This is a genomic window from Pseudomonas sp. R1-7 (assembly GCF_051132105.1).
Classification (GTDB): Bacteria; Pseudomonadota; Gammaproteobacteria; order Pseudomonadales; family Pseudomonadaceae; genus Aquipseudomonas.
This window is the reverse complement of record NZ_CP071661.1, coordinates 1588931-1614527: the sequence shown is the minus strand read 5'-3', so window position 1 is coordinate 1614527 and position 25597 is coordinate 1588931. Positions and strand designations below refer to the sequence as shown.

Annotated in this window: 24 protein-coding genes; 13 read left to right on the top strand and 11 right to left on the bottom strand. The window is 61.5% G+C overall.

Going from position 1 to position 25597, the window contains the following annotated elements; all coding sequences use genetic code 11:
• Positions 1–35: 35 nt before the first annotated feature.
• Positions 36–431 (bottom strand): hypothetical protein, encoded by a 396-nt coding sequence (locus J3P79_RS07150; RefSeq protein ID WP_434609275.1) that lies wholly within the window; start codon positions 429–431, stop codon positions 36–38.
• A 328-nt stretch (positions 432–759) separates the two neighbouring features.
• Between J3P79_RS07150 and J3P79_RS07145 the strand changes: the two genes are divergently transcribed.
• The 4 genes from J3P79_RS07145 (at position 760) to J3P79_RS07130 (ending at position 5498) form a co-directional block, all read left to right on the top strand.
• Positions 760–3510 (top strand): response regulator, encoded by a 2751-nt coding sequence (locus J3P79_RS07145; RefSeq protein WP_434609274.1) that lies wholly within the window; start codon positions 760–762, stop codon positions 3508–3510.
• A 66-nt stretch (positions 3511–3576) separates the two neighbouring features.
• The gene (locus tag J3P79_RS07140; RefSeq protein WP_434609272.1) at positions 3577–4566 is read left to right on the top strand and encodes a 2-hydroxyacid dehydrogenase; all 990 of its coding nucleotides are present in this window, start codon (positions 3577–3579) and stop codon (positions 4564–4566) included.
• Positions 4567–4659: 93 nt separating this feature from the next.
• A complete protein-coding gene (locus J3P79_RS07135; protein ID WP_434609270.1) occupies positions 4660–5094 on the top strand; it encodes a hypothetical protein in 435 nt (144 codons plus the stop codon).
• The gene (locus J3P79_RS07130; protein ID WP_434609269.1) at positions 5094–5498 is read left to right on the top strand and encodes an META domain-containing protein; all 405 of its coding nucleotides are present in this window, start codon (positions 5094–5096) and stop codon (positions 5496–5498) included. Before J3P79_RS07135 ends, J3P79_RS07130 begins: the two co-directional genes overlap by 1 nt.
• Positions 5499–5554: 56 nt before the next feature.
• Here the strand turns inward: J3P79_RS07130 and J3P79_RS07125 are convergent, their stop codons facing one another.
• Positions 5555–6022 carry a TlpA family protein disulfide reductase gene (locus J3P79_RS07125; protein ID WP_434609267.1) on the bottom strand — a complete coding sequence of 156 codons (468 nt, stop codon included), beginning with the start codon at positions 6020–6022 and terminating at the stop codon, positions 5555–5557.
• A 104-nt stretch (positions 6023–6126) separates the two neighbouring features.
• On the opposite strand from J3P79_RS07125, the gene arsC reads away from it, so the two are divergent.
• Genes arsC through J3P79_RS07110 form a run of 3 tightly spaced genes read left to right on the top strand, consistent with a single transcriptional unit; the run spans position 6127 to position 7500 of the window.
• On the top strand, positions 6127–6480 hold the full coding sequence (gene arsC / locus J3P79_RS07120) for an arsenate reductase (glutaredoxin) (RefSeq protein WP_434609265.1): 354 nt from the start codon (positions 6127–6129) through the stop codon (positions 6478–6480).
• Positions 6477–7082 carry an NAD(P)H:quinone oxidoreductase gene (gene wrbA, locus J3P79_RS07115; protein ID WP_045156686.1) on the top strand — a complete coding sequence of 202 codons (606 nt, stop codon included), beginning with the start codon at positions 6477–6479 and terminating at the stop codon, positions 7080–7082. The genes arsC and wrbA overlap by 4 nt, the downstream gene beginning before the upstream one ends.
• Positions 7075–7500: a DUF2069 domain-containing protein gene (locus J3P79_RS07110; protein WP_434609263.1), complete on the top strand. Its 426-nt coding sequence runs from the start codon at positions 7075–7077 to the stop codon at positions 7498–7500. Before wrbA ends, J3P79_RS07110 begins: the two co-directional genes overlap by 8 nt.
• A 113-nt stretch (positions 7501–7613) precedes the next feature.
• Here the strand turns inward: J3P79_RS07110 and J3P79_RS07105 are convergent, their stop codons facing one another.
• Entirely contained in the window at positions 7614–8288 is a 675-nt protein-coding gene (locus J3P79_RS07105) for a DNA-3-methyladenine glycosylase I (protein WP_434609261.1), read from the bottom strand.
• A gap of 68 nt (positions 8289–8356) precedes the next feature.
• Positions 8357–9181: a tRNA 2-thiocytidine(32) synthetase TtcA gene (gene ttcA / locus J3P79_RS07100; protein ID WP_434609259.1), complete on the bottom strand. Its 825-nt coding sequence runs from the start codon at positions 9179–9181 to the stop codon at positions 8357–8359.
• Between the two features lie 393 nt (positions 9182–9574).
• On the opposite strand from ttcA, the gene J3P79_RS07095 reads away from it, so the two are divergent.
• Both J3P79_RS07095 and J3P79_RS07090 read left to right on the top strand, forming a co-directional pair.
• Complete coding sequence (locus J3P79_RS07095; protein WP_039591896.1) at positions 9575–10177, top strand: Yip1 family protein; 603 nt, start codon at positions 9575–9577, stop codon at positions 10175–10177.
• 159 nt (positions 10178–10336) lie between these two features.
• The gene (locus J3P79_RS07090) at positions 10337–10831 is read left to right on the top strand and encodes a SprT family zinc-dependent metalloprotease (protein ID WP_434609257.1); all 495 of its coding nucleotides are present in this window, start codon (positions 10337–10339) and stop codon (positions 10829–10831) included.
• Between the two features lie 27 nt (positions 10832–10858).
• Here J3P79_RS07090 and J3P79_RS07085 read toward each other — a convergent pair whose 3' ends face one another.
• Together J3P79_RS07085 and J3P79_RS07080 are read right to left on the bottom strand one after the other, a co-directional pair.
• Entirely contained in the window at positions 10859–12040 is a 1182-nt protein-coding gene (locus J3P79_RS07085) for a CaiB/BaiF CoA transferase family protein (protein ID WP_434609256.1), read from the bottom strand.
• Between the two features lie 213 nt (positions 12041–12253).
• Positions 12254–13585: a dicarboxylate/amino acid:cation symporter gene (locus J3P79_RS07080; protein WP_434609254.1), complete on the bottom strand. Its 1332-nt coding sequence runs from the start codon at positions 13583–13585 to the stop codon at positions 12254–12256.
• A 331-nt stretch (positions 13586–13916) separates the two neighbouring features.
• On the opposite strand from J3P79_RS07080, the gene J3P79_RS07075 reads away from it, so the two are divergent.
• Positions 13917–14915: an AraC family transcriptional regulator gene (locus J3P79_RS07075; RefSeq protein WP_434609253.1), complete on the top strand. Its 999-nt coding sequence runs from the start codon at positions 13917–13919 to the stop codon at positions 14913–14915.
• A gap of 76 nt (positions 14916–14991) precedes the next feature.
• On the opposite strand, the gene J3P79_RS07070 is transcribed toward J3P79_RS07075, so the two are convergent.
• The 3 genes from J3P79_RS07070 to J3P79_RS07060 all read right to left on the bottom strand — a co-directional run bounded on the left by J3P79_RS07070 (position 14992) and on the right by J3P79_RS07060 (position 17704).
• On the bottom strand, positions 14992–16338 hold the full coding sequence (locus J3P79_RS07070) for an ATP-binding protein (RefSeq protein WP_434609252.1): 1347 nt from the start codon (positions 16336–16338) through the stop codon (positions 14992–14994).
• On the bottom strand, positions 16335–17012 hold the full coding sequence (locus J3P79_RS07065; RefSeq protein WP_434609251.1) for a response regulator: 678 nt from the start codon (positions 17010–17012) through the stop codon (positions 16335–16337). Before J3P79_RS07065 ends, J3P79_RS07070 begins: the two co-directional genes overlap by 4 nt.
• Before the next feature lie 92 nt (positions 17013–17104).
• Positions 17105–17704 carry a hypothetical protein gene (locus J3P79_RS07060; protein WP_434609250.1) on the bottom strand — a complete coding sequence of 200 codons (600 nt, stop codon included), beginning with the start codon at positions 17702–17704 and terminating at the stop codon, positions 17105–17107.
• 143 nt (positions 17705–17847) lie between these two features.
• Between J3P79_RS07060 and J3P79_RS07055 the strand changes: the two genes are divergently transcribed.
• Positions 17848–18636: a dienelactone hydrolase family protein gene (locus tag J3P79_RS07055; RefSeq protein ID WP_434609248.1), complete on the top strand. Its 789-nt coding sequence runs from the start codon at positions 17848–17850 to the stop codon at positions 18634–18636.
• A 107-nt stretch (positions 18637–18743) separates the two neighbouring features.
• Positions 18744–19478: a 4'-phosphopantetheinyl transferase family protein gene (locus J3P79_RS07050; protein ID WP_434609246.1), complete on the top strand. Its 735-nt coding sequence runs from the start codon at positions 18744–18746 to the stop codon at positions 19476–19478.
• Between the two features lie 20 nt (positions 19479–19498).
• Here J3P79_RS07050 and J3P79_RS07045 read toward each other — a convergent pair whose 3' ends face one another.
• Positions 19499–21109, bottom strand: a complete 1611-nt coding sequence (locus tag J3P79_RS07045) for an ATP-binding protein (RefSeq protein ID WP_434609243.1) — start codon at positions 21107–21109, stop codon at positions 19499–19501.
• Positions 21106–21828 (bottom strand): response regulator, encoded by a 723-nt coding sequence (locus J3P79_RS07040; RefSeq protein ID WP_434609241.1) that lies wholly within the window; start codon positions 21826–21828, stop codon positions 21106–21108. The genes J3P79_RS07045 and J3P79_RS07040 overlap by 4 nt, the downstream gene beginning before the upstream one ends.
• A gap of 776 nt (positions 21829–22604) precedes the next feature.
• Between J3P79_RS07040 and J3P79_RS07035 the strand changes: the two genes are divergently transcribed.
• Positions 22605–25496, top strand: coding sequence for a ribonucleoside-diphosphate reductase subunit alpha (locus tag J3P79_RS07035; protein ID WP_434609239.1), 2892 nt, complete (start codon positions 22605–22607; stop codon positions 25494–25496).
• Positions 25497–25597 lie beyond the last annotated feature (101 nt).

The following is a 25597-nucleotide window of genomic DNA, read 5'->3' as shown; positions in this document are numbered from 1 at the left end:
GAATCAAAACGCCTGCCGACCAGCGATATTCAAGCCTAGATCCTCCGAACGTTAAATGTCCCGTCTACCTTACGATGATCTTTGGTTTTAAAGTCAAAAGAACCTTTGTAGCTGCTTCTCATCTCGATTATTTCAAGCGTTAAACTGCCTGTTTCCGCATCCCAGGGAACACCATTAAGCGATATATAGATCCAGACATGCTTCTCATCCTTAAGATTGTAAGTGCCAGGCTTCGTTAAAGTGGGGAATTGCACGATGACTATATCCGCCCCCATCAATCCTACGAGTGAGTTGTCAGGCGAATCTTGAATAATAACATCCGTAGCTTCGGTAGTTTTCCCATCAATTTCAAAAGTTATTTTTCCCTCCGCAACAAATTTAGGAGCCGTCTTTAGCGATGCTAGTTGCTTTTCTTTGTTCAAGATATTCACGTTGCTCTCCTATTGGTTTTGTATCACTCGACAACGCCGAGTTTTAAATACCTAGAAGGCATTGGACACCTGTCAAAGTTGACAGTCCCGACCGACGGTCTTACGGCGAGTCAGAGCCGACACGTGCTTCGATGTTTCCTGCCAAGTCGTTGAAAGATTGATTCCAAAGGCCAGCACCGCTTGTCTGCGCAGCAAAATGCCCGGCGCCCAGATGCACGGCGACATGATTTTTACGGAGAAGGCTCGCCCGCAAGTCGCTACACTGCGCAGGTATTGCGTGCCGGATGCGCGCAAAGCTCAATAAAACCGCTGGATGCAGGAGACAAGTGTGCTCAAGAAACTGGGAATCAAAGGCCGCGTCCTGTTGCTGACCCTGTTGCCGACCAGCCTGATGGCGCTGGTCCTGGGCGGCTATTTCACTTGGATGCAGCAATCGGACCTGCACGCCCAGTTACTGCAACGGGGCGAGATGATCGCCGAGCAGTTGGCACCGCTGGTCGCACCTGCGCTGAGCCGCCAGGACATCGAACTGCTGGAGCGAGTCGCCACCCAGTCTCTCGAGCAAACGGATGTACGCGCCGTGACCTTCCTGGCCCCCGACCGCGCGCCACTGGCCCATGCCGGCCCGACCATGCTCAACCGGGCACCGGAGGGCAACAGTACCCAACTGCTGCAACGTACCGGCAACGATGCCACCCGTTACTTGCTGCCGGTGTTCGGCAAGCACCGCAACCTGGCCGGCGAACTGATTCCCGAAGAAGCCGACCGCCTGCTCGGCTGGGTCGAGCTGGAGTTGTCCCACAGCGGCATGTTGCTGCGTGGTTATCGCAGCCTGTTTGCCAGCCTGCTGTTGATCGCCGCCGGCTTGTGCCTGACCGCGCTGCTGGCCCTGCGCATGGGCCGCACGATCAACCGCCCGCTGAGCCAGATCAAGCAAGCCGTGGCGCAGCTCAAGGACGGCCACCTGGAAACCCGCTTGCCGCCGTTGGGCAGCCAGGAGCTGGACGAATTGGCGTCGGGCATCAATCGCATGGCCGGCACGTTGCAGAACGCCCAGGAAGAATTGCAGCACAGCATCGACCAGGCCACCGAGGATGTGCGCCAGAACCTGGAAACCATCGAAATCCAGAACATCGAGCTGGACCTGGCCCGCAAGGAGGCCCTGGAAGCGAGCCGGATCAAATCCGAATTCCTGGCGAACATGAGCCATGAGATCCGCACACCGCTCAACGGTATCCTCGGTTTCACTCATCTATTGCAGAAAAGCGAACTGACTCCACGCCAGCTCGACTACCTGGGTACCATCGAAAAATCCGCCGACAGCCTGCTTGGGATCATCAATGAGATCCTCGATTTTTCGAAGATCGAGGCCGGCAAGCTGGTGCTCGACAACATCCCGTTCAACTTGCGGGACCTGTTGCAAGACACCTTGACCATCCTCGCCCCCGCCGCCCACGCCAAGCAGTTGGAACTGGTGAGCCTGGTCTATCGCGACACACCGTTGTCCCTGGTAGGCGATCCGCTGCGCCTCAAGCAGATCCTCACCAACCTTGTGAGCAACGCGATCAAGTTCACCCGTGAAGGCACCATCGTCGCTCGCGCCATGCTGGAGGAAGAACACGAAGACAGCGTGCAATTGCGCATCAGCATCCAGGACACCGGTATTGGCCTCTCCGCCCAGGACGTACGGGCGCTTTTCCAGGCGTTCAGCCAGGCCGACAACTCCTTGTCCCGGCAACCCGGTGGCACCGGCCTGGGCTTGGTGATTTCCAAGCGGCTGGTGGAACAAATGGGCGGCGAGATCGGCGTGGACAGCACCCCGGGCGAAGGTTCCGAGTTCTGGATCAGCGTGCGCCTGCCCAAGACCCGCGATGATGCCGAGGACCTGCCGGGGCCGCCGCTGCTGGGCCGACGCGTGGCCGTCCTGGAAAATCACGAATTGGCCCGCCAGGCCTTGCAGCACCAGCTAGAAGATTGTGGGCTGCAAGTCACGCCGTTCAACACATTGGAAAACCTGACCAACGGGGTCACGGTTGCTCACCAGACCGACCAGGCCATCGATCTGGCGGTGCTGGGCGTTACCAGCAATGAGGTGCCACCGGAGCGTCTCAACCAGCACATCTGGGACCTCGAACACCTGGGCTGCAAGGTCCTCGTGCTCTGCCCGACCACCGAGCAGACGCTGTATCACCTCTCCGTTCCCAACCCCCACAGCCAGTTGCAGGCCAAGCCGGCCTGCACGCGCAAGTTGCGGCGCTCGCTTTCCGATCTGGTCAACCCGCGTCCACCGCGCAACGAACCCAGCGAACCGGCGCCCAGCCGCGCCCCGAAAGTACTGTGCGTGGACGACAACCCGGCCAACCTGTTGCTGGTGCAAACCCTGCTCGAAGACATGGGCGCGCGAGTGCTGGCGGTGGAAAGCGGCTATGCCGCGGTCAAGGCCGTGCAAAAGGAAACCTTCGACCTGGTCTTGATGGACGTGCAGATGCCTGGCATGGACGGTCGCCAGACCACCGAGGCAATCCGTCAGTGGGAAAGCGAGCGGCACTGCACGCCGCTGCCGATTGTCGCCCTCACCGCCCACGCCATGGCCAACGAGAAACGTGCCTTGCTGCAAAGCGGCATGGATGACTATCTGACCAAACCCATCAGCGAGCGGCAGTTGGCCCAGGTCGTGCTCAAATGGACCGGCTTGGCATTGCGCAACCAAGTGTCGGACCGCGGGCTGGCCATCCATGGCAGCGGTGAACTGCTGGTGCTCGATCACGAAGAAGGCCTGCGCCTGGCCGCCGGCAAGGCCGACTTGGCCGCGGACATGCTGGCAATGCTGCTGGCCTCCCTGGAAGCCGACCGCGAAGCGATTCGCCAGGCCAGCGAAGCCAATGATCACAATGCACTGATCGAGCGGGTCCATCGCCTGCACGGTGCCACGCGTTATTGCGGCGTACCGCAATTGCGCGCCGCCTGCCAGCGCAGCGAAACCTTGCTCAAGCAACAGGACCCCAAAGCGGCAGCGGCCCTCGAAGATCTGGAGCGCGCCATTGATCGCCTGGCCGAAGAGGCACGCATCAGCGCCTGACCCAGGGCAATGGTTACCGGCGCAAGGGCTGCTACGCTGGTTCCATCCCAACGCCAGGAGGCGGTCATGCGTGCCATTCTTTTCAGCAGCCAGAGCTATGATCGCGACAGTTTCAGCAACGTGCCTTTGCCCGCTGGCCTGGCGCTGCAGTTCCAACCCGCACGCCTGAACCTGGACACCGTGGCCCTGGCCGAACGGCACGAAGTGGTCTGTGCCTTCATCAACGACGACCTGAGCGCCCCGGTGCTGGAGCGGCTGGCCGAGGGCGGCACGCGACTGATCGCCTTGCGTTCGGCCGGCTACAACCATGTGGACCTGCCCGCCGCCAAACGCCTCGGATTGAGCATTGTCCGGGTACCGGCCTATTCGCCCCATGCCGTGGCCGAACACGCCGTGGCGCTGATCATGGCCCTCAACCGATGCCTGCATCGCGCCTGCAACCGCACCCGGGATGGCAACTTCAGCCTCAACGGGTTGACCGGTTTCGACCTGGTGGGCAAGACCGTGGGGGTGGTCGGCACGGGCCAGATCGGCGCGACCTTCGCCCGGATCATGGCCGGTTTCGGCTGCCAGTTGCTGGCGTACGATCCGTTCCCCAATCCCCGGGTCGAGGCCCTTGGCGCTCGCTACGTGTCCTTGGAAGATTTGCTGGCGCACGCGCAAATCGTCAGCCTGCACTGCCCGCTCAAGGAACAGAGCCGGCACCTGATCAATGCCCGTTCCCTGGAAACCATGCAGCGCGGCGCGATGTTGATCAACACCGGCCGTGGCGGCCTGGTGGACACGCCGGCATTGATCGAGGCGCTAAAGAGCGGTCAGCTCGGCTACCTGGGACTCGACGTCTATGAGGAAGAGGCCCAGCTGTTCTTTGAGGACCGCTCCAACCTGCCTTTGCAGGATGACGTACTGGCGCGGCTGCTGACCTTCCCCAACGTTATGGTCACCGCCCACCAGGCGTTCCTGACTCGGGAAGCATTGGCGGCGATTGCCGCCACCACTTTGGACAACATTGCGGCCTGGGCAGCTGGCGCACCTCAGAACCTGGTGGACAACTAACCCCCCTGGGAGGGATTTCGTCGGCCAACCTTTCATCGAGTCCATGCCCAAGCCATGCCCCGTGCTAGCATGTCGCGCCTATTTGGAGGACCCATGGCCGAACACGATTTTCGCTACACCCTGATGAACCCACAGCACACCTTGACCGAGGTCCGCGCACTGGCGCCGGGCCGTTACCAGGTCACCGGCAATGGCGGTTCGATCCAGGCCAACGACGTATTGCTCGTGACCCTCAAGGGCAGCAAGGACCTGTCCATGCGCCTGACCGTGGACACCGTCCGCCATTTGCTCAAGCCGATGGGCCAGTGGACCGCCATGACCACCGGTCCGGTGTTCGGCGAGCTGGCGATCCACACCTGGCAGGTCAATTGCGACCGCTGCGCCAAGGAATTGAGCTTCGAATTTGCCGTCGATGCCAAGCTCGGCACCAAGGCCCAGAAACCCGCCGCCACCGCGCGCATCGCCGAACTGGGTTGGAAAACGGTTGGCGAGAAGCATCTGTGCCCTCAATGCCAGGAAGCCGCTTGATGAAATCCCTGGTCCTGGCGGTACTGATCGGCGTCGGCCTGATGGGTTGCGCCAGCGAGCCGGTGCAGCTGCAACAAAACCGCAGCTACATCCTTGAATGGATCGGCGAGCGGCCATTGATGGACTACAGCCACCTGACCATCACCCTCGGCGATGATGGCCGGGCCTATGGCAATGCCGGCTGCAACCACTGGTTCGCGCCGTACACCCTGAAGGGCGACCGGCTGAGTTTCGGCAAGATCGGCAGTACCCGCAAACTCTGTTCCCCGGCGGTCATGGAGCAGGAGACGCGTTTCTTGCAGGCGCTGGAGAAGGTCGAGCGCTGGGACGTCTCCCCCATCGAGCAGATGCGGTTCTGGCCGGCCCAGGGCAAGCCGCTGCGTTGGTGGCTGGAGGAAGGCTGAGGCCTGGCCTGACCAAGCAGGGGCGAGGGAGCTTGCACCCTCGCCCCAAAATCCCGCTATTTCAGCGCCTGCAACGCCTCGAGCTTCGCCATCACCGCGGCCGCCGTCTGCTCGCCCAGCAGTTGCTCGCGCACCTTGCCCTGGTTGTCGATGATGTACGTCACCGGCAATCCTTCGCTGCGAGGAATATCGAAGATTTCGGCCGGGTCCTGGGCCAGCACACTGAAGCGAATCCCCATCTTGTCGCTGGCGCTCTTGAGTTCTTCGCCCTGCACCTGGTCGAAATTGACACCAAACACGCCCACGTTGCGTCCCTTGAGCTGTTCGGCCAGCGCATTGAATTCCGGAATCTCAGTGCGGCAGGGTGCGCACCATTCGGCCCAGTAGTTGAGGACCACCCATTGTTTGTCCAACCGTTGCGAAGCAATCGGCTGGCCGTTCTGATCAACCCCGTAGTCGTTTCCGCAGCCGGCGAGCAACAAAATGCCGATGAATGTCAGTGCCGCCGCCAATCGCCTTGTCATGTGTCGATCCTTGTCTGAAATATGAACGCTGGCCGACCATCAGGTGCTAGGCGCGGCGCTGCACAGTAGAATAGCCGCCACCTTACGCAAGATGCGACCTGCTCATGACCGATCTGACGCTTTATCACAACCCGCGCTGCTCGAAATCCCGCGGTGCGCTGGAACTGTTGGAGGCCCGTGGCCTGGCGCCCACCGTGGTTCGTTATCTGGAAACCCCGCTCGATGCCGCGCAGCTGAAGCGCTTGTTGGGCAAGCTCGGCATCAGTGCGCGGCAACTGCTGCGCACCGGCGAGGACGAATACAAAACCCTGGACCTGGCTGACCAGAGCCTGAGCCAGGACGACTTGATTGATGCCATCGTTGCCCACCCGAAGCTCATGGAACGGCCAATCCTCGAAGCCGGTGACAGAGCCGTGATTGGCCGTCCACCGGAAAAGATCCTGGAGATCCTGCCGTGACCACACCGTACATCCTGGTGTTGTATTACAGCCGCAGCGGCTCCACCAACGAAATGGCCAGGCAAATTGCCCGTGGCGTCGAACAAGCCGGGCTGGAAGCCAGGTTGCGCACGGTGCCGGCGATTTCTACCGAATGCGAAGCGGTGTCCCCGGATATTCCTGAGCAGGGCCCGCTCTACGCCACGCTCGATGACCTGAAGAACTGTGCCGGCCTGGCCCTGGGCAGCCCGACCCGCTTCGGCAACATGGCCGCGCCGCTCAAGTACTTCCTCGACGGCACCAGCAACCTGTGGCTGACCGGCGCCCTCGTGGGCAAGCCGGCCGGTGTGTTTACCTCCACCGCGAGCCTGCATGGTGGCCAGGAAACCACGCTGTTGTCGATGATGCTGCCACTGCTGCATCACGGCATGCTGATTACCGGCCTGCCGTACAGCGAATCGGCCCTGATCGACACCCAGGGTGGCGGTACGCCCTATGGCCCGAGCCATCACGCCGGCGCCGACGGTAAAAGCGGCTTGAACACGCATGAAGTCGAGCTGTGCCGGGCCTTGGGCCTGCGCCTGGCGAAAACCGCCCTGCTACTGGAGAACGGCCGTGGCTAAGAAGCCGAAAATCTTGCCGCCCATCCAATGGCTGGAACCGCGCGTACGCATTGCCCGTGTGCTGAGCCTGCTGTGCTTTTTCGGTTTAGTGGGGTTGCTCAGCGCGTATTACCTGCTGATCGCCGACCTGCACGGCGCGCGCCCGTGGGTCATCTTGCTGATCGAGTTGGTGCCTCTGCTCATCCTCGCGCCGGGCATGCTCAGCGGCAGTCCACGCGGGCATTCCTGGATGTGCTTCGTGGTCAATCTCTATTTCATCAAGGGAGCGCTGGCCGCCTACGATCCGAACCGGCATGTGTTCGGCTTGCTGGAAATGGCAGCGAGCGTTGCGGTGTTCTGCTCGGCGTTGCTGTATGTGCGCTGGCGGTTTCAGTTGAATCGGCGGCTGGCGGGCGAGGGAGAGATCTCCGTCGCCTGATAGGCCGCCATCGTCGGATCGCCGCCCGGAGCAAGCTCGCTCCCACAGGGGTTTTGTGAACACCAAAGATCAAGTGTGGGAGCGAGCTTGCTCGCGATGGGCGCGACGCGGTCTCAATGATTGACGGTGTAAGCCAGCATCATCGAAATCTGTGACATCGGCCGCCCACCACTTTCTTCATGCCACTGGTTGAAGGCACTCTGCACCGTCGCCAGGTCCCGCAGGCTGGTGGGAACCTTGTCGATGATGTCCTGGGCGTTGAGCGCCGCTACGACGTCGTAACTGGGCACGAACGTGTCCTTGCCCATCATCCGCAGGAAACGCGGTGCCGACAGGCCCCCCAGTTGATGGCCGTGTTTTTTCAGGTAGGTCCACAGGCCGACGATATCGGTCACCGGCCAGTCGGCGATCAACGCGCCGAAGCTGCCTTTTTCATAGGCCACGTCCAAGATCAACTGCGCGTTGCGCGGCACGCTCTTGAGCTTGCCCAGGTGGCGGATGATTCGCGCATCCTGCATCAGTCGCTCCAGGTGCTCGGCGCTCATCAGCACGACTTTCTCCGGATCGAACTTGAAGAACACCTCTTCGAACGCCGGCCACTTGGCGTCCACCAGGCTGTGCTTGAGCCCGGCCCGAAACACTCGCAGCGCCATGGTCGAGAGGTAGCGGTCGTCGCTGATCTTGCGCAGTTGCGCCGGGGTCCTGGGTACAGGCAGGTGGGCTTCCAGTTCAGCCGCCGAACCGAAGCGGTTCAGACAATACTCGTGCAGCCACTTGTAATCGCGCATGCCCTCTCCTATGGGTCAAAAATATAAACGGCGCCCTCAAGCGCCGTGAATAGCTATCGCTGAGACCGTCAGAGGTTCACCACATTGACGAATCGCGGCGTGGCGTTTTCGTCGATGCGCAGGTTGGTGAAATCGAACAGATTGCGATCCGCCAGTTGCGATGGGATGACGTTCTGCAGGCCCCGGAAAATGCTCTCGGTACGCCCCGGGGTCTTGCGCTCCCATTCCTGCAGCATTTCCTTGACCACCTGGCGCTGCAGGTTTTCCTGGGAGCCGCACAGGTTGCAGGGGATGATCGGGAACTGCTTGAAATCGGAATAGGCCTGGATGTCTTTCTCATTGCAATAGGCCAACGGGCGGATCACCACGTTGCGCCCGTCGTCGGCCCGCAGCTTGGGCGGCATGGCCTTGAGCGAGCCGTTGTAGAACATGTTGAGGAAGAAGGTCTCGACGATGTCGTCGCGGTGATGACCCAGGGCCATCTTGGTCGCGCCGATCTCGTCGGCGAAGGTGTAGAGCGTTCCGCGGCGCAGGCGCGAGCACAGCGAGCAGGTGGTCTTGCCTTCGGGAATCAGCTCCTTGACCACCGAATAGGTGTCTTTCTCGACGATATGGTATTCAACGCCCAGCGACTTCAGGTAGGCCGGCAGCACATGCTCCGGGAACCCGGGCTGCTTCTGGTCCATGTTCACCGCGACGATCTCGAACTTGATCGGTGCAACCTTCTGCAAATGCATCAGCACGTCGAGCAAGGTGTAGCTGTCCTTGCCGCCGGACAGGCAGACCATGACCTTGTCGCCGTCCTCGATCATGTTGTAGTCGGCGACCGCCTCACCGGCCAGGCGGCGCAGGCGCTTTTGCAGTTTGTTCTGGTTGACCGTAAGAGTGCCCATGACGCGAAATCCGTGAGATGTGACGAAAGGCGGGCATTTTACGCAAAAAATCCCCGCCATGGCACGGCCCTTTGTGGCGAGGGAGCTTGCTCCCGCTGGGCTGCGCAGCGGCCCCACGACGTCTCGTATCCTGGCGTCTGCTTCGCAGCCGAGCGGGAGCAAGCTCCCTCGCCACGAGATTTTCCCGATCCCAGGACCTGCGCACAGATCACGCCGCGATTAACCCGCTTCGTTACAGCGCGATTTGCTCTAAGCCGCCCATCCCCTTGACGCCCACTCCTTTCTATACTGCGGCATAAGGTCGCACACACTTACAGACCTTAACTTACCCGGCCACTTGGCCCGTAGGCGCTCCGTTGGGGGGCGATGGCAATAACAAAGGAGTGACTGACTATGATCCATCATGTCGTGGGGCTCTTTACCCACCCTGATCAAGAATGGAAGGAAATCCGTGGCGATCAGGAGGAAAGCATCAGCCACATGTACCTCACCCACACGCTGATCCTTGCGGCGATCCCCGCAGTATCGGCGTTCATCGGCACCACGCAGGTGGGATGGGTCATCGGCAATCGTCCACCGGTCATGCTCACCCAGGAAAGCGCGCTGTGGATGACCATCATGTCGTACCTGGCGATGCTGGGCGGCGTGGCGGTGATGGGGGCGTTCATCCACTGGATGGCACGCACCTATGACGCCAACCCGAGCCTGGCCCGCTGCGTCGCGTTTGCCACCTACACCGCGACACCGCTGTTCATCGGCGGCCTGGCGGCGCTCTATCCCCATATGTGGCTGGGGATGATCGTCGGCACCGCAGCGATCTGCTACACGGTCTATCTGTTGTACGTGGGCCTGCCGACGTTCATGAACATTCCCCAGGACGAAGGCTTTCTGTTTTCCAGCTCGGTGCTCGCCGTCGGCCTGGTCGTGCTGGTGGCTATCATGGCGTTCACCGTGATTGTCTGGGGACTGGGCGTTGGTCCGGTCTACACCAATTGAAGGATTGAGGTTCTCCAACAACAAACGATCTGCCACCACAGGCCGCCGCAAGGCGGCCTTACTCTGTATCTGGACCCGTCGAGACGACCATTGGGCGCCTCGACGATTCGCAACGGCCAGCGCTTGCGGCATACTCGCCTTTCTGGAGACCCGTAAAGCATGCTCGAGCAACTCAATACCCGCGTCGAAGAGTGTTACCAACAAGCCGAATCCTTTTTCAAACGTCCTTTCAAACGCCCGGTGGTCAGCCTCAAGTTGCGTGGCCAGAAGGCCGGTGTCGCGCACCTTCACGAAAACCTGCTGCGCTTCAATCCTCAGCTGTACCAGGAAAACGCCGAGGACTTTCTCAAACAGACGGTGGCCCACGAGGTCGCGCACCTGATCGCCCACCAACTGTTCGGCGACCGCATCCAGGCCCATGGTGAAGAATGGCAACTGATCATGCGTGGGGTCTACGAGCTGCCGCCCAACCGTTGCCACACCTACGAGATCAAGCGCCGCACCGCGACCCGCTATATCTATAGATGCCCTTGCGACGGCAGCGATTTCCCATTCACGGCGCAACGCCACCGCCTGGTGCGCCAGGGGCGGCGGTATTTGTGCCGCAGTTGCCGCAATACCTTGGTGTTCAGTGGCGAGACCAGGGTGGAATAGCAGGTTTTTGTGGTGTCTGGGCCGGCCCTACAAAATCACCTTTGCATCGCGCAACTGGGCAATCCGCTCATCACTGAACCCCAACGCCCTTAACACCTGATCCGTATGCGCCCCCAACCTCGCGCCGATATGCCGCGGCTCGGGCAGCCCTTCGGAAAACTTCACGGGACACGCAATCTGCGGCTGTCTCGAACCATCGCCACGGGGCACTTGGGTGACCAGTGCCCGAGCCTTCAAGTGGGGATGTTCAAGCGCCTCGTCCAGCCCCAGCACCGGCTCGACGCAGGCATCAATCCCGGCAAACAAGCTGCACAGCTCGGCAAAATCATGTTTCTCGAACTCGGCTTGCAGAGCCTGCTTGAGGGCTTTTTGCTGTTCAGGCTTGGGCGAAAGCCCTTGGGCCGCCAGCTCCGGTCGCCCCAGCGCCTCGCAGAGCGCCTGCATGAAGGCCGGCTCCAGGCTGCCCACCGACATCCATCGACCATCACGGCTGCGGTAATAGTCATAGAAGCTGCCGCCGTTGAGCACATGGTTTTCCCACCCGGGCGTCACACCGCAAGCCAGGTAACCGGCGCCGGCCAGTGCGTTGAGGCTGAAGGCGCAGTCGGTCATGCTCACATCCAGGTGCTGGCCCAGCCCGGTCTGCTGACGGGCGATCACCGCCGCCAAAAGCCCGATGACCCCGTGCAATGAACCGCCAGCGATGTCCGCCGCCTGGATCCCCAGCGGCAACGGGCCGCTGCCGGCACGGCCGGTGTGGCTCGCCAAACCCGCCAGGGCCAGGTAATTGATGTCGTGGCCGGCGCGCGCCTTGTAAGGACCGGTCTGGCCGTAGCCAGTAATCGAGACATAAATCAGCCTCGGATTGATCGCCTTCAAGGCTTCATAGCCCAAGCCCAACCGTTCCATCACGCCGGGGCGGAACTGTTCCAGGAGGATGTCATGGTCGTTCAGTAGCTGTTGGATGATTTCCAGCGCCGCCGGTTGCTTGAGGTCCAGGGCCAGGCTGCGCTTGTTGCGGTTGAGATACGCATGGCTGGCAGAGACGCCTTGGTCATGGGGCGGCAGGATCCGCAGCAGATCCGGACGCTCTGGCGATTCGATCCTCAGCACCTCGGCCCCCATGTCCGCCAGCAACAGCGAGGCGAACGGCCCCGGCAGCAGGGTCGAGAAATCCAGTACCTTGAGCGATGCCAGTGGACCTTGCATGGAAGATCTCCGCGTTGATATGCATCCAAGACTAGGCAGGGGCTGGCGGCGGAGCAATCACCAGAGGTAGCGTTTGGGCTGACAATTGTGCTCGATGGCTGATGGAAAAACCTGTGGCGAGGGGATTTATCCCCTCGCCACGGAAGCATGTTCATCTCAAGATTGCGCCCAATAAAAAACCCGCCGAAGCGGGTTTTTCATTCAGGCTGAAGCTTACTTGGTTGGCAGAGCGCTTTCTGGCGCGGCAACCGCGTCGTCGTCTTCGCGCACGTCGGCGATACCGCGACCACCGGAAGCCAGTTCGGTCTGCAACTGGTCTTCGTCCAGCTCCTTGACCCACTTGGCAACCACGATCGTGGCGACGGCGTTACCCACCAGGTTGGTCAGGGCGCGGGCTTCGGACATGAAGCGGTCGATACCCAGGATCAGCGCCAGGCCGGCAACCGGCAAGGTACCCACGGCCGACAGCGTGGCCGCCAGCACGATGAAGCCACTACCGGTTACGCCGGCAGCCCCCTTGGACGACAGCAGCAGTACCAGCAACAGGGTGATCTGGTGAGTCAGGTCCATCGGGGTGTCGGTGGCCTGAGCGATGAACACCGCAGCCATGGTCAGGTAGATCGAAGTACCGTCGAGGTTGAACGAGTAGCCAGTCGGGATAACCAGGCCCACCACGGATTTCTTGGCGCCCAGGCGCTCCATCTTGATCAGCATGCGTGGCAGGGCCGATTCAGAAGAAGAGGTACCCAGCACGATCAGCAGTTCTTCACGGATGTAGCGAATCAGCTTGACCACGCTGAAGCCGTGGGCACGGCAGATGGCGCCCAGCACCACCAGCACGAACACTACGCAAGTGATGTAGAAGCAGATCATCAGCTGGCCCAGTTGCACCAGCGAACCGACACCGTAGGCGCCGATGGTGAAGGCCATGGCACCGAACGCACCGATCGGGGCCAGCTTCATGATCATGTTGATGATGATAAACATCACGTGGGCGAAACGGTCGATGAAATCCAGCACCGGTTTGCCGTAGGAACCCAGGCGATGCAGGGCGAAACCGAAGAGCACCGAGAACATCAGCACTTGCAGGATGTCACCGTTGGCGAACGCACCGACGATGGTGTTCGGGATCACGTTGAGGATGAAGGCAACAATGCTCTGGTCTTTACTGGCATTGATGAAGCCGGCGATCTTGCTGGTGTCCAGGGTCGTTACGTCGATGTGCATGCCGGCGCCCGGTTGCACGACGTTGACCACGACCAGGCCGATCAGCAGGGCAATGGTGGAGACGATTTCAAAGTACAGCAGCGCGTAGCCGCCGGTCTTGCCCACCGACTTCATGTTCTGCATGCCGCCGATGCCGCTGACGACGGTACAGAAGATGATCGGGGCGATGACCATTTTGATCAACTTGATGAACCCGTCACCGAACGGCTTGAGGGCAACGCCGGTCTGCGGGTAGAAGTGGCCGAGCAAAATGCCGATGGCAATGGCTACGATCACCTGGAAATACAGGGATTTGTACAGGGGCTGACGAGTCGTCATGGCAAACTTTCCTCAAGAGTCCCGTGTGACAACATCCACCTGTTGTCCACGACACCTCAATTGCGAACCCTCCTGCACTGGAGGGATTTGTTTTGTCGGCTGCACGCGGCAGACCTGCACAGGGCATCGCAAGGCCCGTGCCATTTTTAAGAAATGCCCTACAGCCCGCGTCGCATCACGCTTTTGTTTATTCGTCGTCGATTAAACAGGTGGCGAAGGATGGCGGATATCCGCCAAGACGCGGTTTCTCGCTCCTGGATTTGGCGGATATCCGCCTTGTCCAGCTCGGACGCCCTGCTACCATCGCCCGCTTAACGGACGGATTTGAGCCATGCGCCAACGCACCATTGCCAGCCACTTCGCCCGCGCAGCCCTGGGCGGGGCGCGCCGGGAAGGGTTTGACTACCTTCCTTTGCTGCAACGATTGGGCATCAGCCCGGAACTGCTAGATGAACCGCGAGCGCGAATCGCCCCAGAGCAGTTCGCCCGCCTGTTGCAGGCGTTATGGGCGGATTTGGGCGATGAATTCCTGGGATTTGGCCAGGCCCCGAGTAAACCCGGGACGTTTGCCATGATGTGCCACACGTTGATTCATTGTCGGACCCTGGGCAAAGCCCTGCAGCGCGGCTTGTTGTTCTACAGCCTGTTTCCCGATGCGCCGAGCCTGACCCTGGAAACCGAAGGCGACCGGGTACGGTTGAGCCTGGACGAATCGACGCTGCGCGACCCCGATCACTTCCTGGCTGAAAGCCTGCTGGTCATCTGGCATCGCCTCGGCAGTTGGCTGATCGGCCAGCGAATCGGCCTGGAACAGGCGACCTTCAGCTATGCCAAGCCCAGCCATGGCGCGGAATACGACCTACTGTTCCCTTGCTCACTGGTATTCGAGGCCCGCCGCAGCAGCGTATTGTTCCATGGGCGTTACTTGGAAATGCCGTTGCTGCAGGACGAGCGAACCCTCAAGTATTTTCTCGAACGCTCCCCTGCAGACCTGCTGTCGCGCCCGGACGACGGCCACAGCCTGACCAGCCAACTGCGTCGCCTGCTCAGCCGCGACACGGCGCGCTGGCCCGACCTGGACACCGTCGCCGCGCATCTGCATACCAGCGCCCAGACGCTGCGCCGGCATCTTCGCGAAGAAGGCACCAGCTTCCAGGAGCTCAAGGATCAGTTGCGGCGGGATATCGCCATCTACCATTTGGGGCGCGCGGACCTATCGTTGCAGCAGATTGCCGAGCAGTTGGGGTTCTCCGAGCCGTCGGCGTTTCATCGGGCGTTCAAGAAGTGGACGGGGTTGACGCCGGGAGCTTATCGGGAGCAGGAAAACTGAGTGGGGACATCCAGCTTCTTTGCTGCATGTACCGGTTCCCGTGGCGAGGGAGCCCGCAGACATCCGAAATCTCCAATCAAACCACCGGAAAATGAATCCGGAATGCCGCCCCGCCCAATTCCGAATCCCCCAAGGTCAACCGCGCGCCGTAGCTTTCGATGATGTCCTTGACCACCGCCAACCCGATCCCCTGCCCCGGATGCTGGCGATCCAGCCTTTCGCCTCGCTGGAGAATCCGTGCACGCTGGTCCGGCGGCACGCCCGGGCCATCGTCCTCGACGCTCAACTCCGTACCACCGAGGGTCTGGTGCATGCTGACCCGGACTTCCCCCAGGCATAGCCGGTAGGCGTTCTCCAAGAGGTTGCCGAGCATTTCCAGCAGCGCGCCTTGTTCGATTGGCACCTGGCAATGCTCCGGCAAATCGAATTCGACGTGCACGCGTTTGTCCCGGTAGACCTTGTCGAGGGTGTCGCACAGGCTTTGCAGGACCGGGCGCAAGGGCACCTGGTGGCGCACCAGGCCGCTTTTACGCAGGCTGGCGCGCTGCAACTGATAGCCGATCTGCTGGCTCATGCGTTCGATCTGGGTTTGCAGCACCCAAGCCTGACCACGATCCTGCGGCCGCCGGGCCATGTCTTCGCTGACACCTTGCAGTACCGCCAGGGGGGTTTTCAAGCTGTGGGCCAAGTCATCGAGGGAGTCCCGATAACGGCTGCGCTGCTCGCGCTCGCTGTGCAGCAGGCGGTTGAGGGAGCCGGTCAGGCGCAACAGCTCACGGGGATGGGCGGTGCTGAGGCTTTCGCGGGTGCCGGCTTCGATTTCATCCAGCTCCTGGCTCAGGCGTCGCAAGGCGCGCAAGCCCCAGGTCAGGCCGATCCACAACAGCGCCAGCAATACCAGCAGGGCAGCACCAAACCCCAGGTAAAGATTGTCCCGCAGCCCTTGCAAGGTGATTTCATAATCGCGCACCGGCTGCAGGGTAACGATACTGAACGCCGCGCTCTGGCCGCCCAGCAGCTTGACCTCGACGTCATAGACGAAGAACTCCTGGCCGTTGTCCTCGCGGATACGCGCGAACTGGTTGCCCTGCCCGTCATAGCGTGGCGAGTAATTGATGCGTTCTTCCTGGGTCGCCTTCGACCGCCAGACCAGCCGTCCCTCCCGGTCATAGATGTAGCCCAGCAGGCGCGCATCGGCGAGGTTGTATCGCTCGTCCGGCAACTGCGCCGGCATTTTCAGTCGATTGTTTTCCACCCGGGCGGCGGATATCAGCGTGGTCACATCCGAGGCCAGGCGTTGCTCGATGGATTCCTGCAAGGCCAGGCTGAACGCGCCTTGCATCGCCGGCAACAACGCCAGCATGAACAGCACCGCCAAGGTCATGGCGGCCAGCATCAAGCGCAGTCGAAGCGAACGGATCACTGGCAGCGCTCGTTGAACAGGTAACCCAGGCCCCGCACGGTGTCGATCGGCTTGAAGCCGGCCGGGGCTTCGAGTTTGCGGCGCAGGCGCCCGACCAGTACTTCGATGACATTGGGATCGCGCTCCTCGTCATCCGGGTACAGCTGTTCCATCAAGCGGTCCTTGGCAACCACTTGCTGGTGATGGCGCATCAGGTATTCGAGGATGCGGTACTCGTAGGCCGTCAGCGCCAGCGGTTCTTCACCGAGGGACGCCTGCTTGCGGTTGAGGTCCAGCTGCAACGGACCGGCGACGATCGTCGATTGGGTGAACCCGCTGGACCGGCGCAGCAGGGCGTTGAGCCGGGCCTCCAGTTCTTCGAACTGAAAAGGCTTGACCACGTAGTCGTCGGCCCCGGCGGCGAGGCCTTCGACCTTGTCCTGCCAATTGCCGCGGGCGGTCAGGATCAGGATCGGGAAGGACTTGTCCTGGGAGCGCAGGCGGCGAATCAGTTCCAGGCCGCTGATGCCCGGCAGGCCCAGGTCGATCACCGCCAGGTCATGATTGAATTCGCAGACCTGGTACAAGGCTTCTTCGGCATTGGCCACGGCCTGCACCACATGCCCGCTGTCGGTGAGACGGGTTTGCAGGTGATGACGCAACAGCGCTTCGTCTTCGACAACCAATAGTTTCATGGGCCTCTCCCAGGCGATTCAGAACAGCCATGTCAAACAAGGCGCCGGGTCGTCTTGGGCCGACCCGGCTGCACGTTTCCATCTCCTGCCGCCTAGAACGTGTAGTTCGCCGACAGGTAGGTCTGGGCGCTGCTGGTCAGGTCCAGCGAACCGACCTTGGCGCCACCGTGCGGACTCATTTCAGTGCTGGCATTGCTGCGAAGGTAACGGTACCCCAGTTCCACCGAGGTGTTTTGCGAAATTTGTTGCAGGACGCCGCCTTGCAAACCCACCGCGTAACCGATATCGGTATCGCGGCTGAAGCCTGGCGAGTCCTGGGTCAATTTGGTCAGGCCCGCCGTCCCACCGCCGAACAGTTTGGTGCTGCTGGTGACTGGATAGAACACGTCATAGCTGCCCAGCAGGTTTTCCTGGCGCAGCTTGATGCCGTTGTGGCTGCCCGACACGTTGTCATAGGTGGCGTAGTAACGACCTTGCTCGTTCTGCCGGCCGAGGCGCAGGCCGTAGGTGGTGTCCTTGCCGATCACGCCGTCTGCATTCGGGTTGTTCAGGTTCTGGTCCAGCGCGCTGGACTTCTTGACCTTGTCGCTGGTCTGGCCGAGGGTCAGGCTGGCGAAGTTGTCATCGGCGTGGGCCATGGCGCTGGCACCCAACACGGTGAAGGCCAGCAGCAGTGTTTTCATATGGGTCATGATCAGGTTCCTTTTGAAGCGATGGTTGTGTGAAGTCGCCGCCACGATAGCCATTGCTCCCTGAACACCTCTTGAACGTTCTCTGAACCTGGGCTGAATGAATCGGCTAGTCTGTGTGCACCACTTTTTTAAGGAGATCGATCATGCGCAGGTTGCTTGCTGTTGTACTTCTGGCCTTGAGTGGCGCAAGCCACGCCGCCATCCAGACCCAGGAGATTCCCTACACCAGCGCCGACGGCACGAAGCTGGTCGGCTATTACGCCTACGACGATGCGATCAAGGGCCCGCGCCCGGGCGTGGTGGTGGTGCATGAATGGTGGGGACTGAACGACTATGCCAAGCGTCGCGCCCGTGACCTGGCCGGCCTGGGCTACAGTGCCCTGGCCATCGACATGTACGGCGACGGCAAGAACACCGAGCACCCCAAGGACGCCCTGGCCTTCATGCAGGCGGCGCTCAAGGACGGCAAGGCTGCCAGCGCGCGCTTCCAGGCCGGGCTCGACCTCTTGAAGAAACAACCCCAGACCGATCCTGACAAACTCGCCGCCATCGGCTATTGCTTCGGCGGCAAGGTGGTGTTGGACGCCGCGCGCCAAGGCGTTCCGCTGGCCGGCGTGGTGAGTTTCCACGGCGCCCTGGTCACCAACACGCCGGCCACCCCCGGCAGCGTCAAGGCCAGGATCCTGGTGGAGCACGGCGCGCTGGACAGCATGGTCACCGAAGACAACGTGACCGCTTTCAAGAGCGAGATGGACAAGGCCGGCGCCAAGTATGAGTTCGTCAGCCTCGACGGCGCCAAGCACGGCTTCAGCAACCCCGACGCCGATCGCCTGAGCCACGGCGAGCATGGCGGGCCGGATATCGGTTACAACAAGGCGGCCGATGAGAAATCGTGGGCGGATATGCAGAAGTTCTTCAAGAAGATTTTCTAGTACATACCATGCCTATGGCGAGGGAGCTTGCTCCCTCGCCATAAAAGCCATCCCGCTCGAGTCTCTCCCACTATCCAGCTCCCAGCCAACCCGGCAAAATGCCCGGCATGAACCCAATCCCCGCCCTGCCCGCCTGCTGCTCGCCTCTGGACGATCATTGGCTGCTGCCCGACGCTCTGTCCGATACCGTGCTGCTCAGTACTCGCTTCGATCCGCTGCTGCTCGTCGCGACTGATTTCCCGGACAGCGCCATTGAACCGCCGGCGAGCATCCAACGCTCGGTTGCCAAGCGCCAGGCGGAATTCCTCGCCGGGCGAATCTGCGCCCGGGCGGCCTTGCATAAGCTTGACGGAATGGCGTGTGTTCCTGCCATCGGCGAAGACCGCGCCCCGGTGTGGCCCGCCCATGTCAGCGGTTCGATTACCCACAGTACCGGCCGGGCGGCGGCCATCGTCGCGCAAAAACGACGCTGGCAAGGGCTGGGCATGGACCTGGAGAACCTGCTCGACCCCGAACGTGCCGAGCGCCTGGCGGGTGAGATCCTCACCCCCGCTGAACTGCTACGCATGGCGACCGTTGCGCACGACGACCGGGCGCTGCTGGTTACGCTGACTTTTTCGGTCAAGGAAAGCCTGTTCAAGGCGCTGTACCCGATCGTCGGGCAGCGTTTCTATTTCGAGCATGCCGAAGTCCTGGAGTGGTCCCACGACGGCCAAGTGCGCCTGCGGCTACTGACCGACCTGTCGCCCGAGTGGCGTCATGGCAGCGAATTGCAAGGGCAGTTTGGGGTGAAGGATGGGCAGTTGCTGAGCCTGGTGGGGATCGAGGCCCGAGACTTGTAGCATCTGGAGCGCCGTACCTTTCAGGACCGATCCTGATGCCTCGGCCAACTCAAGCTGAAACACGCCCCGCCCAGGCTTTTGCTTCTGTTGATCAGCGCGCGTCCGTCATGCCAGTGGATGATCCGCCGCACGATCGACAGCCCCAACCCGTGTCCCCCCGACGCCCGCGCCCGGCTGTCATCCAGGCGCAGGAACGGCTTGAATACCCGCTCCCATGCGGCCTCCGGCACGCCCGGCCCGTCATCCTCGACATCGACCCGGCAGCGCAGCTGGCCCACTTGGTAACTCACAGTGACCCGGGATTTGGCATGGCGCATGGCATTGCCCACCAGATTCTGCAGGGCGCGATGCAGGAAACGCGGCTCGGCCTCGACCCAGGCGCCGTCGCAATCGGCGGCGGACAGGCACAGGCCACGCTCCACCGTGATCCCGGCGCGCAAAGGTCCCAACTCTTCTATGACCTGATTGACCAGCGCATCCAGGTCCACCCGTTGGAAATTCAACGCCGGCGAGCCTTGCTCCAGGCGCGCATACGTCAGCATCTCGTCTACCAGGCGATCCAGGTCTTCGATGTCGTGGTCCATGCCGGCCAGGTATTTATCCCGGGCCGCGGGCGTGCTGGCGCTACCGAGCATTTCCAGGCCGAAGCGCAGGCGCGCCACCGGCGTGCGCAATTCGTGGGACACCGCGCGCACCAGCTCCCGCTGGATCGCCAACAATTGCTGCAAGTGCTCGGCCATGCCATTGAACGCAGCAGCCAGACGCCCCACCGAATCGGCGCCCCGAGCCGGTACGCGGGTTTCCAGGCTGCCCTGGGCAATCTGGGTGGCGGCTGATTCCAGGCCGCGCAAGCGTCGCTCCAACTGACGCACCAGCAGGTAGACGATCAAGCCGATCAGGCTCAAGCCCAGCGCCGCGATCAGCACCAGCCATTCGGGCGGATACGGATTCATCTGGTACAACGGTCCGATTTCAAGGACCCACGGCGTGCCGACCATCCCGGCGAACACCCGGATCGAGTCGCCGCCTTTGCCCAGCGCCATCACCGTGTCGCCCTCGGAGACCCGCCGGCGCTGGTCTTCGTCCATGTCCGCCTGGTCGACGGTCATCAGGCGCAGGTCGAAACCGAAGCCCTTTTCCTGTTTGAGTTGCGCAAGCCGCTCGGGCTGCTCCGCCACGGGGTAGCGCACCAGCTCGTCGGCCAACAAGTAGATCGTCGCCCGGGCCAATTGCTCGCTGATCTGGCGAACTTCGCCTACCAACGTCAACTGCTCGCCATCGCTGACCAGCCGATAGACCTTGGCCGCGTGGGGGCCGGTCTGCTCCACCAGAACCTGCCCGCGCAATACGCGGGTGCGCTGGCCCAGGTCGAGGTCGCCCTGGCTGAGCACCTGCAGTTCCAGCGGAATGCCCAGCAGACGCGCCCACACCGCCAGCGCTCGACGGCGCTCGGTGTCATTCATCGGCCGCAGATTGTCGGCCATCAAGGAAAACGTCCCGTGCGCCAGGCGCTCGCGGTACTGCTCGGCGCGCGTCTGATTAAGCTGGTGCAGCGCCAGTACGCCAAGTACCGCGACCAACACCAGGGCCGCGCACATGCCGCCATAGATACGCAGGAAGATCGAGTTCACGGAGCGGCGTCTACGCAAGCTTCAGGCACGAACAGGTAGCCTTTGCTGCGAATGGTCTTGATCAGTCGTGGATGGTCGGGGTCGTCGCCAATCTTGGGACGGATGCGCGAGATGCGCACATCGATGGAGCGATCCTGACCGTCGTAGCCGATGCCGCGCAGGGCGGTGAAGATTTCCTCCCGGGACAGGATGCGCCCGGCGTTGGACACCAGCAGCCACAACAGGTCGAATTCGGCGCTGGTCAGTTCGATACCGTTGCCCTGCAACCAGGCTTCACGCAAGGCGTCGTCCACCACCAGCGGGCCGAATTCCAGGCGCCGCGGTTTCTGCGGCACCGGCGGTTCCGGCTCACTGCGCCGCAACAGGGCCTGGATGCGTGCCAGCAAAAGGCGTGGGCGCACCGGCTTGCAGACGTAGTCATCGGCCCCAAGGTCCAGGCCCTGGATCTGGTCGGTGTCATCGGTACGCGCCGTCAGCATCAGGATCGGTCCGTTGAAGCGCTCGCGCACTTTGCGGCAAATGCTCAGGCCGTCTTCGCCAGGCAACATCAGGTCGAGGATGACCAGGTCCGGCTGCTCGTCGATGATCCGTTGCGCCGCCACCGCGCCGTTGCCTTCGATGGCGACGTGCAGGCCATTGCTCTCCAGGTACTCGCGGGTCAGCTCGGCCAGACGCTGGTCATCCTCGACGATCAATATCTGCCAGGCTTCTTGTTCCACTGGGGGGCCTCGTCTTGTTGTACATATTAAGGAAGGATAAACGCGAACCCTGTGGGAGCGAGCAAGCTCGCTCCCACAATGACTACCGCCCCTCCATCTTTTGTCATATCAAAGGAGGATAAACACGCCCACGCACCGGCCGATTGTATAAACGCGACCTGCGCAGAAAACAAGCGGACAAATGCATTCGGTCAGGCTGGATTTGTGTGGTAACGTCCGCGCCCGCAAAAAACTCCGGGCTGTTTTCGAGTCGTCAAAATCGATGAAAAAAGGCTCGCTCCAGCTAGGTCGCGGCCTACAGAGCAGTTCCACGTTTCGCACACAAATTACGCACAGGCTTATCCACAGGTAGCACGTTGATTCATGTCCAAAAACGCATTATCTTGTAGCCCGCCGCGTAAAAAACCCTACATGTAGGGTTTCAGGCCAAAAACCAAACACAAGTCGGATAGAGAATTCAAGCGCTTTTCTTGCCTCTGTCCTCCTGCAACACCGTAGTTTTCCCAGTCCAGACCGCCGCTGCGGATGGCAACCGTTTCCCAGGTCGAAACCGACCGGAACGGTACGGGTGTTGCAGTCCTTTGCTGCCACCTTGGCAAACCCGGTTTCGAGCCCAGGCTCGCAACCCAAGAACTTCGGATGGACGCGACGCCAGAGGCCCGCGTCCTACTGTCCCGAAGTTGTTATACCCGGCGCCAGTCGGTTGTAGTGCTTCAGGACGGAACGGTGGGCACCGTGATGGTGCCCAAATAAACATAGAGAACGTGGAGACACCCATGCACACCGACACAACTCGCGAGAACCCGCAGGGCACCGCGCCGCTGGCCACCGATTCGAGCCCGGATCTGTCCGCCACCGCGCCGGGCCAACTGCGCGTGATCAAGCGTAACGGCACTGTCGTTCCCTACACCGATGACAAGATCACCGTCGCCATCACTAAAGCGTTCCTCGCAGTTGAGGGCGGCACCGCTGCCGCCTCGTCGCGAATCCATGACACCGTGGCCCGCCTGACCGAACAGGTCACCGCGACCTTCAAGCGTCGCATGCCGTCGGGCGGCACCATCCACATCGAAGAAATCCAGGACCAGGTCGAACTGGCGCTGATGCGTGCCGGCGAGCAGAAAGTGGCTCGCGACTATGTGATCTACCGTGACTCCCGCGCCAAGGAACGTGCTACCCGCTCCCCTGCCGACGCACCGGTCCAGGCCCACCCTTCGATCCGCATCGCACGCGCCGACGGCAGCCTGGCGCCGTTGGACATGGGCCGCCTGAACACCATCGTCACCGAGGCCTGCGAAGGTCTGGAAGAAGTCGATGGCGACCTGATCCAACGCGAAACCCTGAAGAACCTCTATGACGGCGTCGCCCTGAAGGACGTCAACACCGCACTGGTGATGACCGCGCGGACCCTGGTGGAGCGCGAGCCGAACTACTCGTTCGTCACCGCCCGCCTGCTGATGGACACCCTGCGCGCCGAAGGCCTGAGCTTCCTGGAAGTCGCCGAGAGCGCGACCCACCACGAAATGGCCGACCTGTACGCCAAGGCGTTGCCGGCCTACGTCGCCAAGGGTATCGAGTTCGAACTGCTGAACCCTGTCCTGGCCGAATTCGACCTGGAAAAACTCGGCAAGGCGATCAACCACGAGCGCGACCAGCAGTTCACCTACCTGGGCCTGCAAACCCTCTACGACCGTTACTTCATCCACAAGGATGGCGTGCGTTTCGAACTGCCGCAGATCTTCTTCATGCGCGTGGCCATGGGCCTGGCGATCGAAGAGAAACAGCGTGAAGACCGCGCGATCGAGTTCTACAACCTGTTGTCGTCCTTCGACTACATGGCCTCGACCCCGACCCTGTTCAACGCCGGCACCCTGCGTCCACAGCTGTCGAGCTGCTACCTGACCACCGTTCCGGATGACCTGTCGGGCATCTACGGCGCGATCCACGACAACGCCATGCTGTCGAAATTCGCCGGTGGCCTGGGCAACGACTGGACCCCGGTTCGCGCATTGGGCTCGTACATCAAGGGCACCAACGGCAAATCCCAGGGCGTCGTGCCGTTCCTCAAAGTGGTCAACGACACCGCCGTTGCGGTCAACCAGGGCGGCAAGCGCAAGGGCGCGGTCTGTGCCTACCTGGAAACCTGGCACATGGACATCGAAGAGTTCATCGAGCTGCGCAAGAACACCGGTGACGATCGTCGTCGTACCCACGACATGAACACCGCCAACTGGATCCCTGACCTGTTCATGAAGCGCGTCTTCGATGACGGCAAGTGGACCCTGTTCTCGCCATCCGAAGTGCCGGACCTGCACGACCTGACCGGCAAGGCCTTCGAAGAGCGCTACGAGTACTACGAAGCCCTGACCGAGTACAACAAGATCAAGCTGTTCAAAGTCGTCCAGGCCAAAGACCTGTGGCGCAAGATGCTGTCGATGCTGTTCGAGACCGGCCACCCATGGCTGACCTTCAAGGACCCGTGCAACCTGCGCAGCCCGCAGCAGCACGTGGGCGTGGTCCACAGTTCGAACCTGTGCACAGAGATCACCCTGAACACCAACAAGGACGAGATCGCGGTCTGCAACCTGGGCTCGATCAACCTGCCGAACCACATCGTCGATGGCAAGCTGGACACCGCCAAGCTGCAACGCACCGTGAACACCGCCGTGCGCATGCTCGACAACGTGATCGACATCAACTACTACTCGGTGCCGCAAGCGAAGAACTCGAACTTCAAGCACCGTCCGGTCGGCCTGGGCATCATGGGCTTCCAGGATGCGCTGTATCTGCAGCACATTCCGTACGGTTCGGACGCTGCCGTCGAGTTCGCCGACAAGTCCATGGAAGCGGTCAGCTACTACGCGATCCAGGCTTCCTGCGACCTGGCCGACGAGCGCGGTTCGTACGAGACGTTCCAGGGTTCGCTGTGGTCCAAGGGCGTCCTGCCGCTGGACTCGCAACAGATCCTGATCGCCCAGCGTGGCGAGAAGTACATCGACGTCGACCTGAAGGAAACCCTGGACTGGGCACCGGTTCGCGCCCGTGTGCAGAAAGGCATCCGTAACTCGAACATCATGGCCATCGCACCGACCGCCACCATCGCCAACATCACCGGCGTGTCGCAGTCGATCGAACCGACCTACCAGAACCTGTACGTGAAATCGAACCTGTCGGGCGAATTCACCGTGATCAACCCGTACCTGGTTCGCGACCTCAAGGCCCGCGGCCTGTGGGACTCGGTCATGATCAACGACCTGAAGTACTACGACGGTTCGGTGCAGCAGATCGAGCGCATCCCGCAAGAACTCAAGGAGCTCTATGCCACCGCGTTCGAAGTGGACACCAAGTGGATCGTCGACGCCGCCAGCCGTCGCCAGAAGTGGATCGACCAGGCTCAGTCGCTGAACCTGTACATCGCCGGCGCCTCGGGCAAGAAGCTGGACGTGACCTACCGCATGGCTTGGTACCGTGGCCTGAAGACCACCTACTACCTCCGTGCCCTGGCCGCGACCAGCACCGAGAAGTCGACCGTCAACACCGGCAAGCTGAACGCGGTTTCCGCTGGCGGCAACCACGGCGACGACTCGGTCCTGGCTGCTCCGGCAGGCCCGGCACCCGTGCCAAAGGCTTGCGCGATCGACGAGCCGGATTGCGAAGCTTGCCAATAAGCTGAGCGGGTAGGTGTTGCGAAACGCCTGCTGAAGAAGCCCCCGATAGACCGCTGGTTTATCGGGGGTTTTCTTTTGCCTGAAGAAAATTCGGCGCCTGG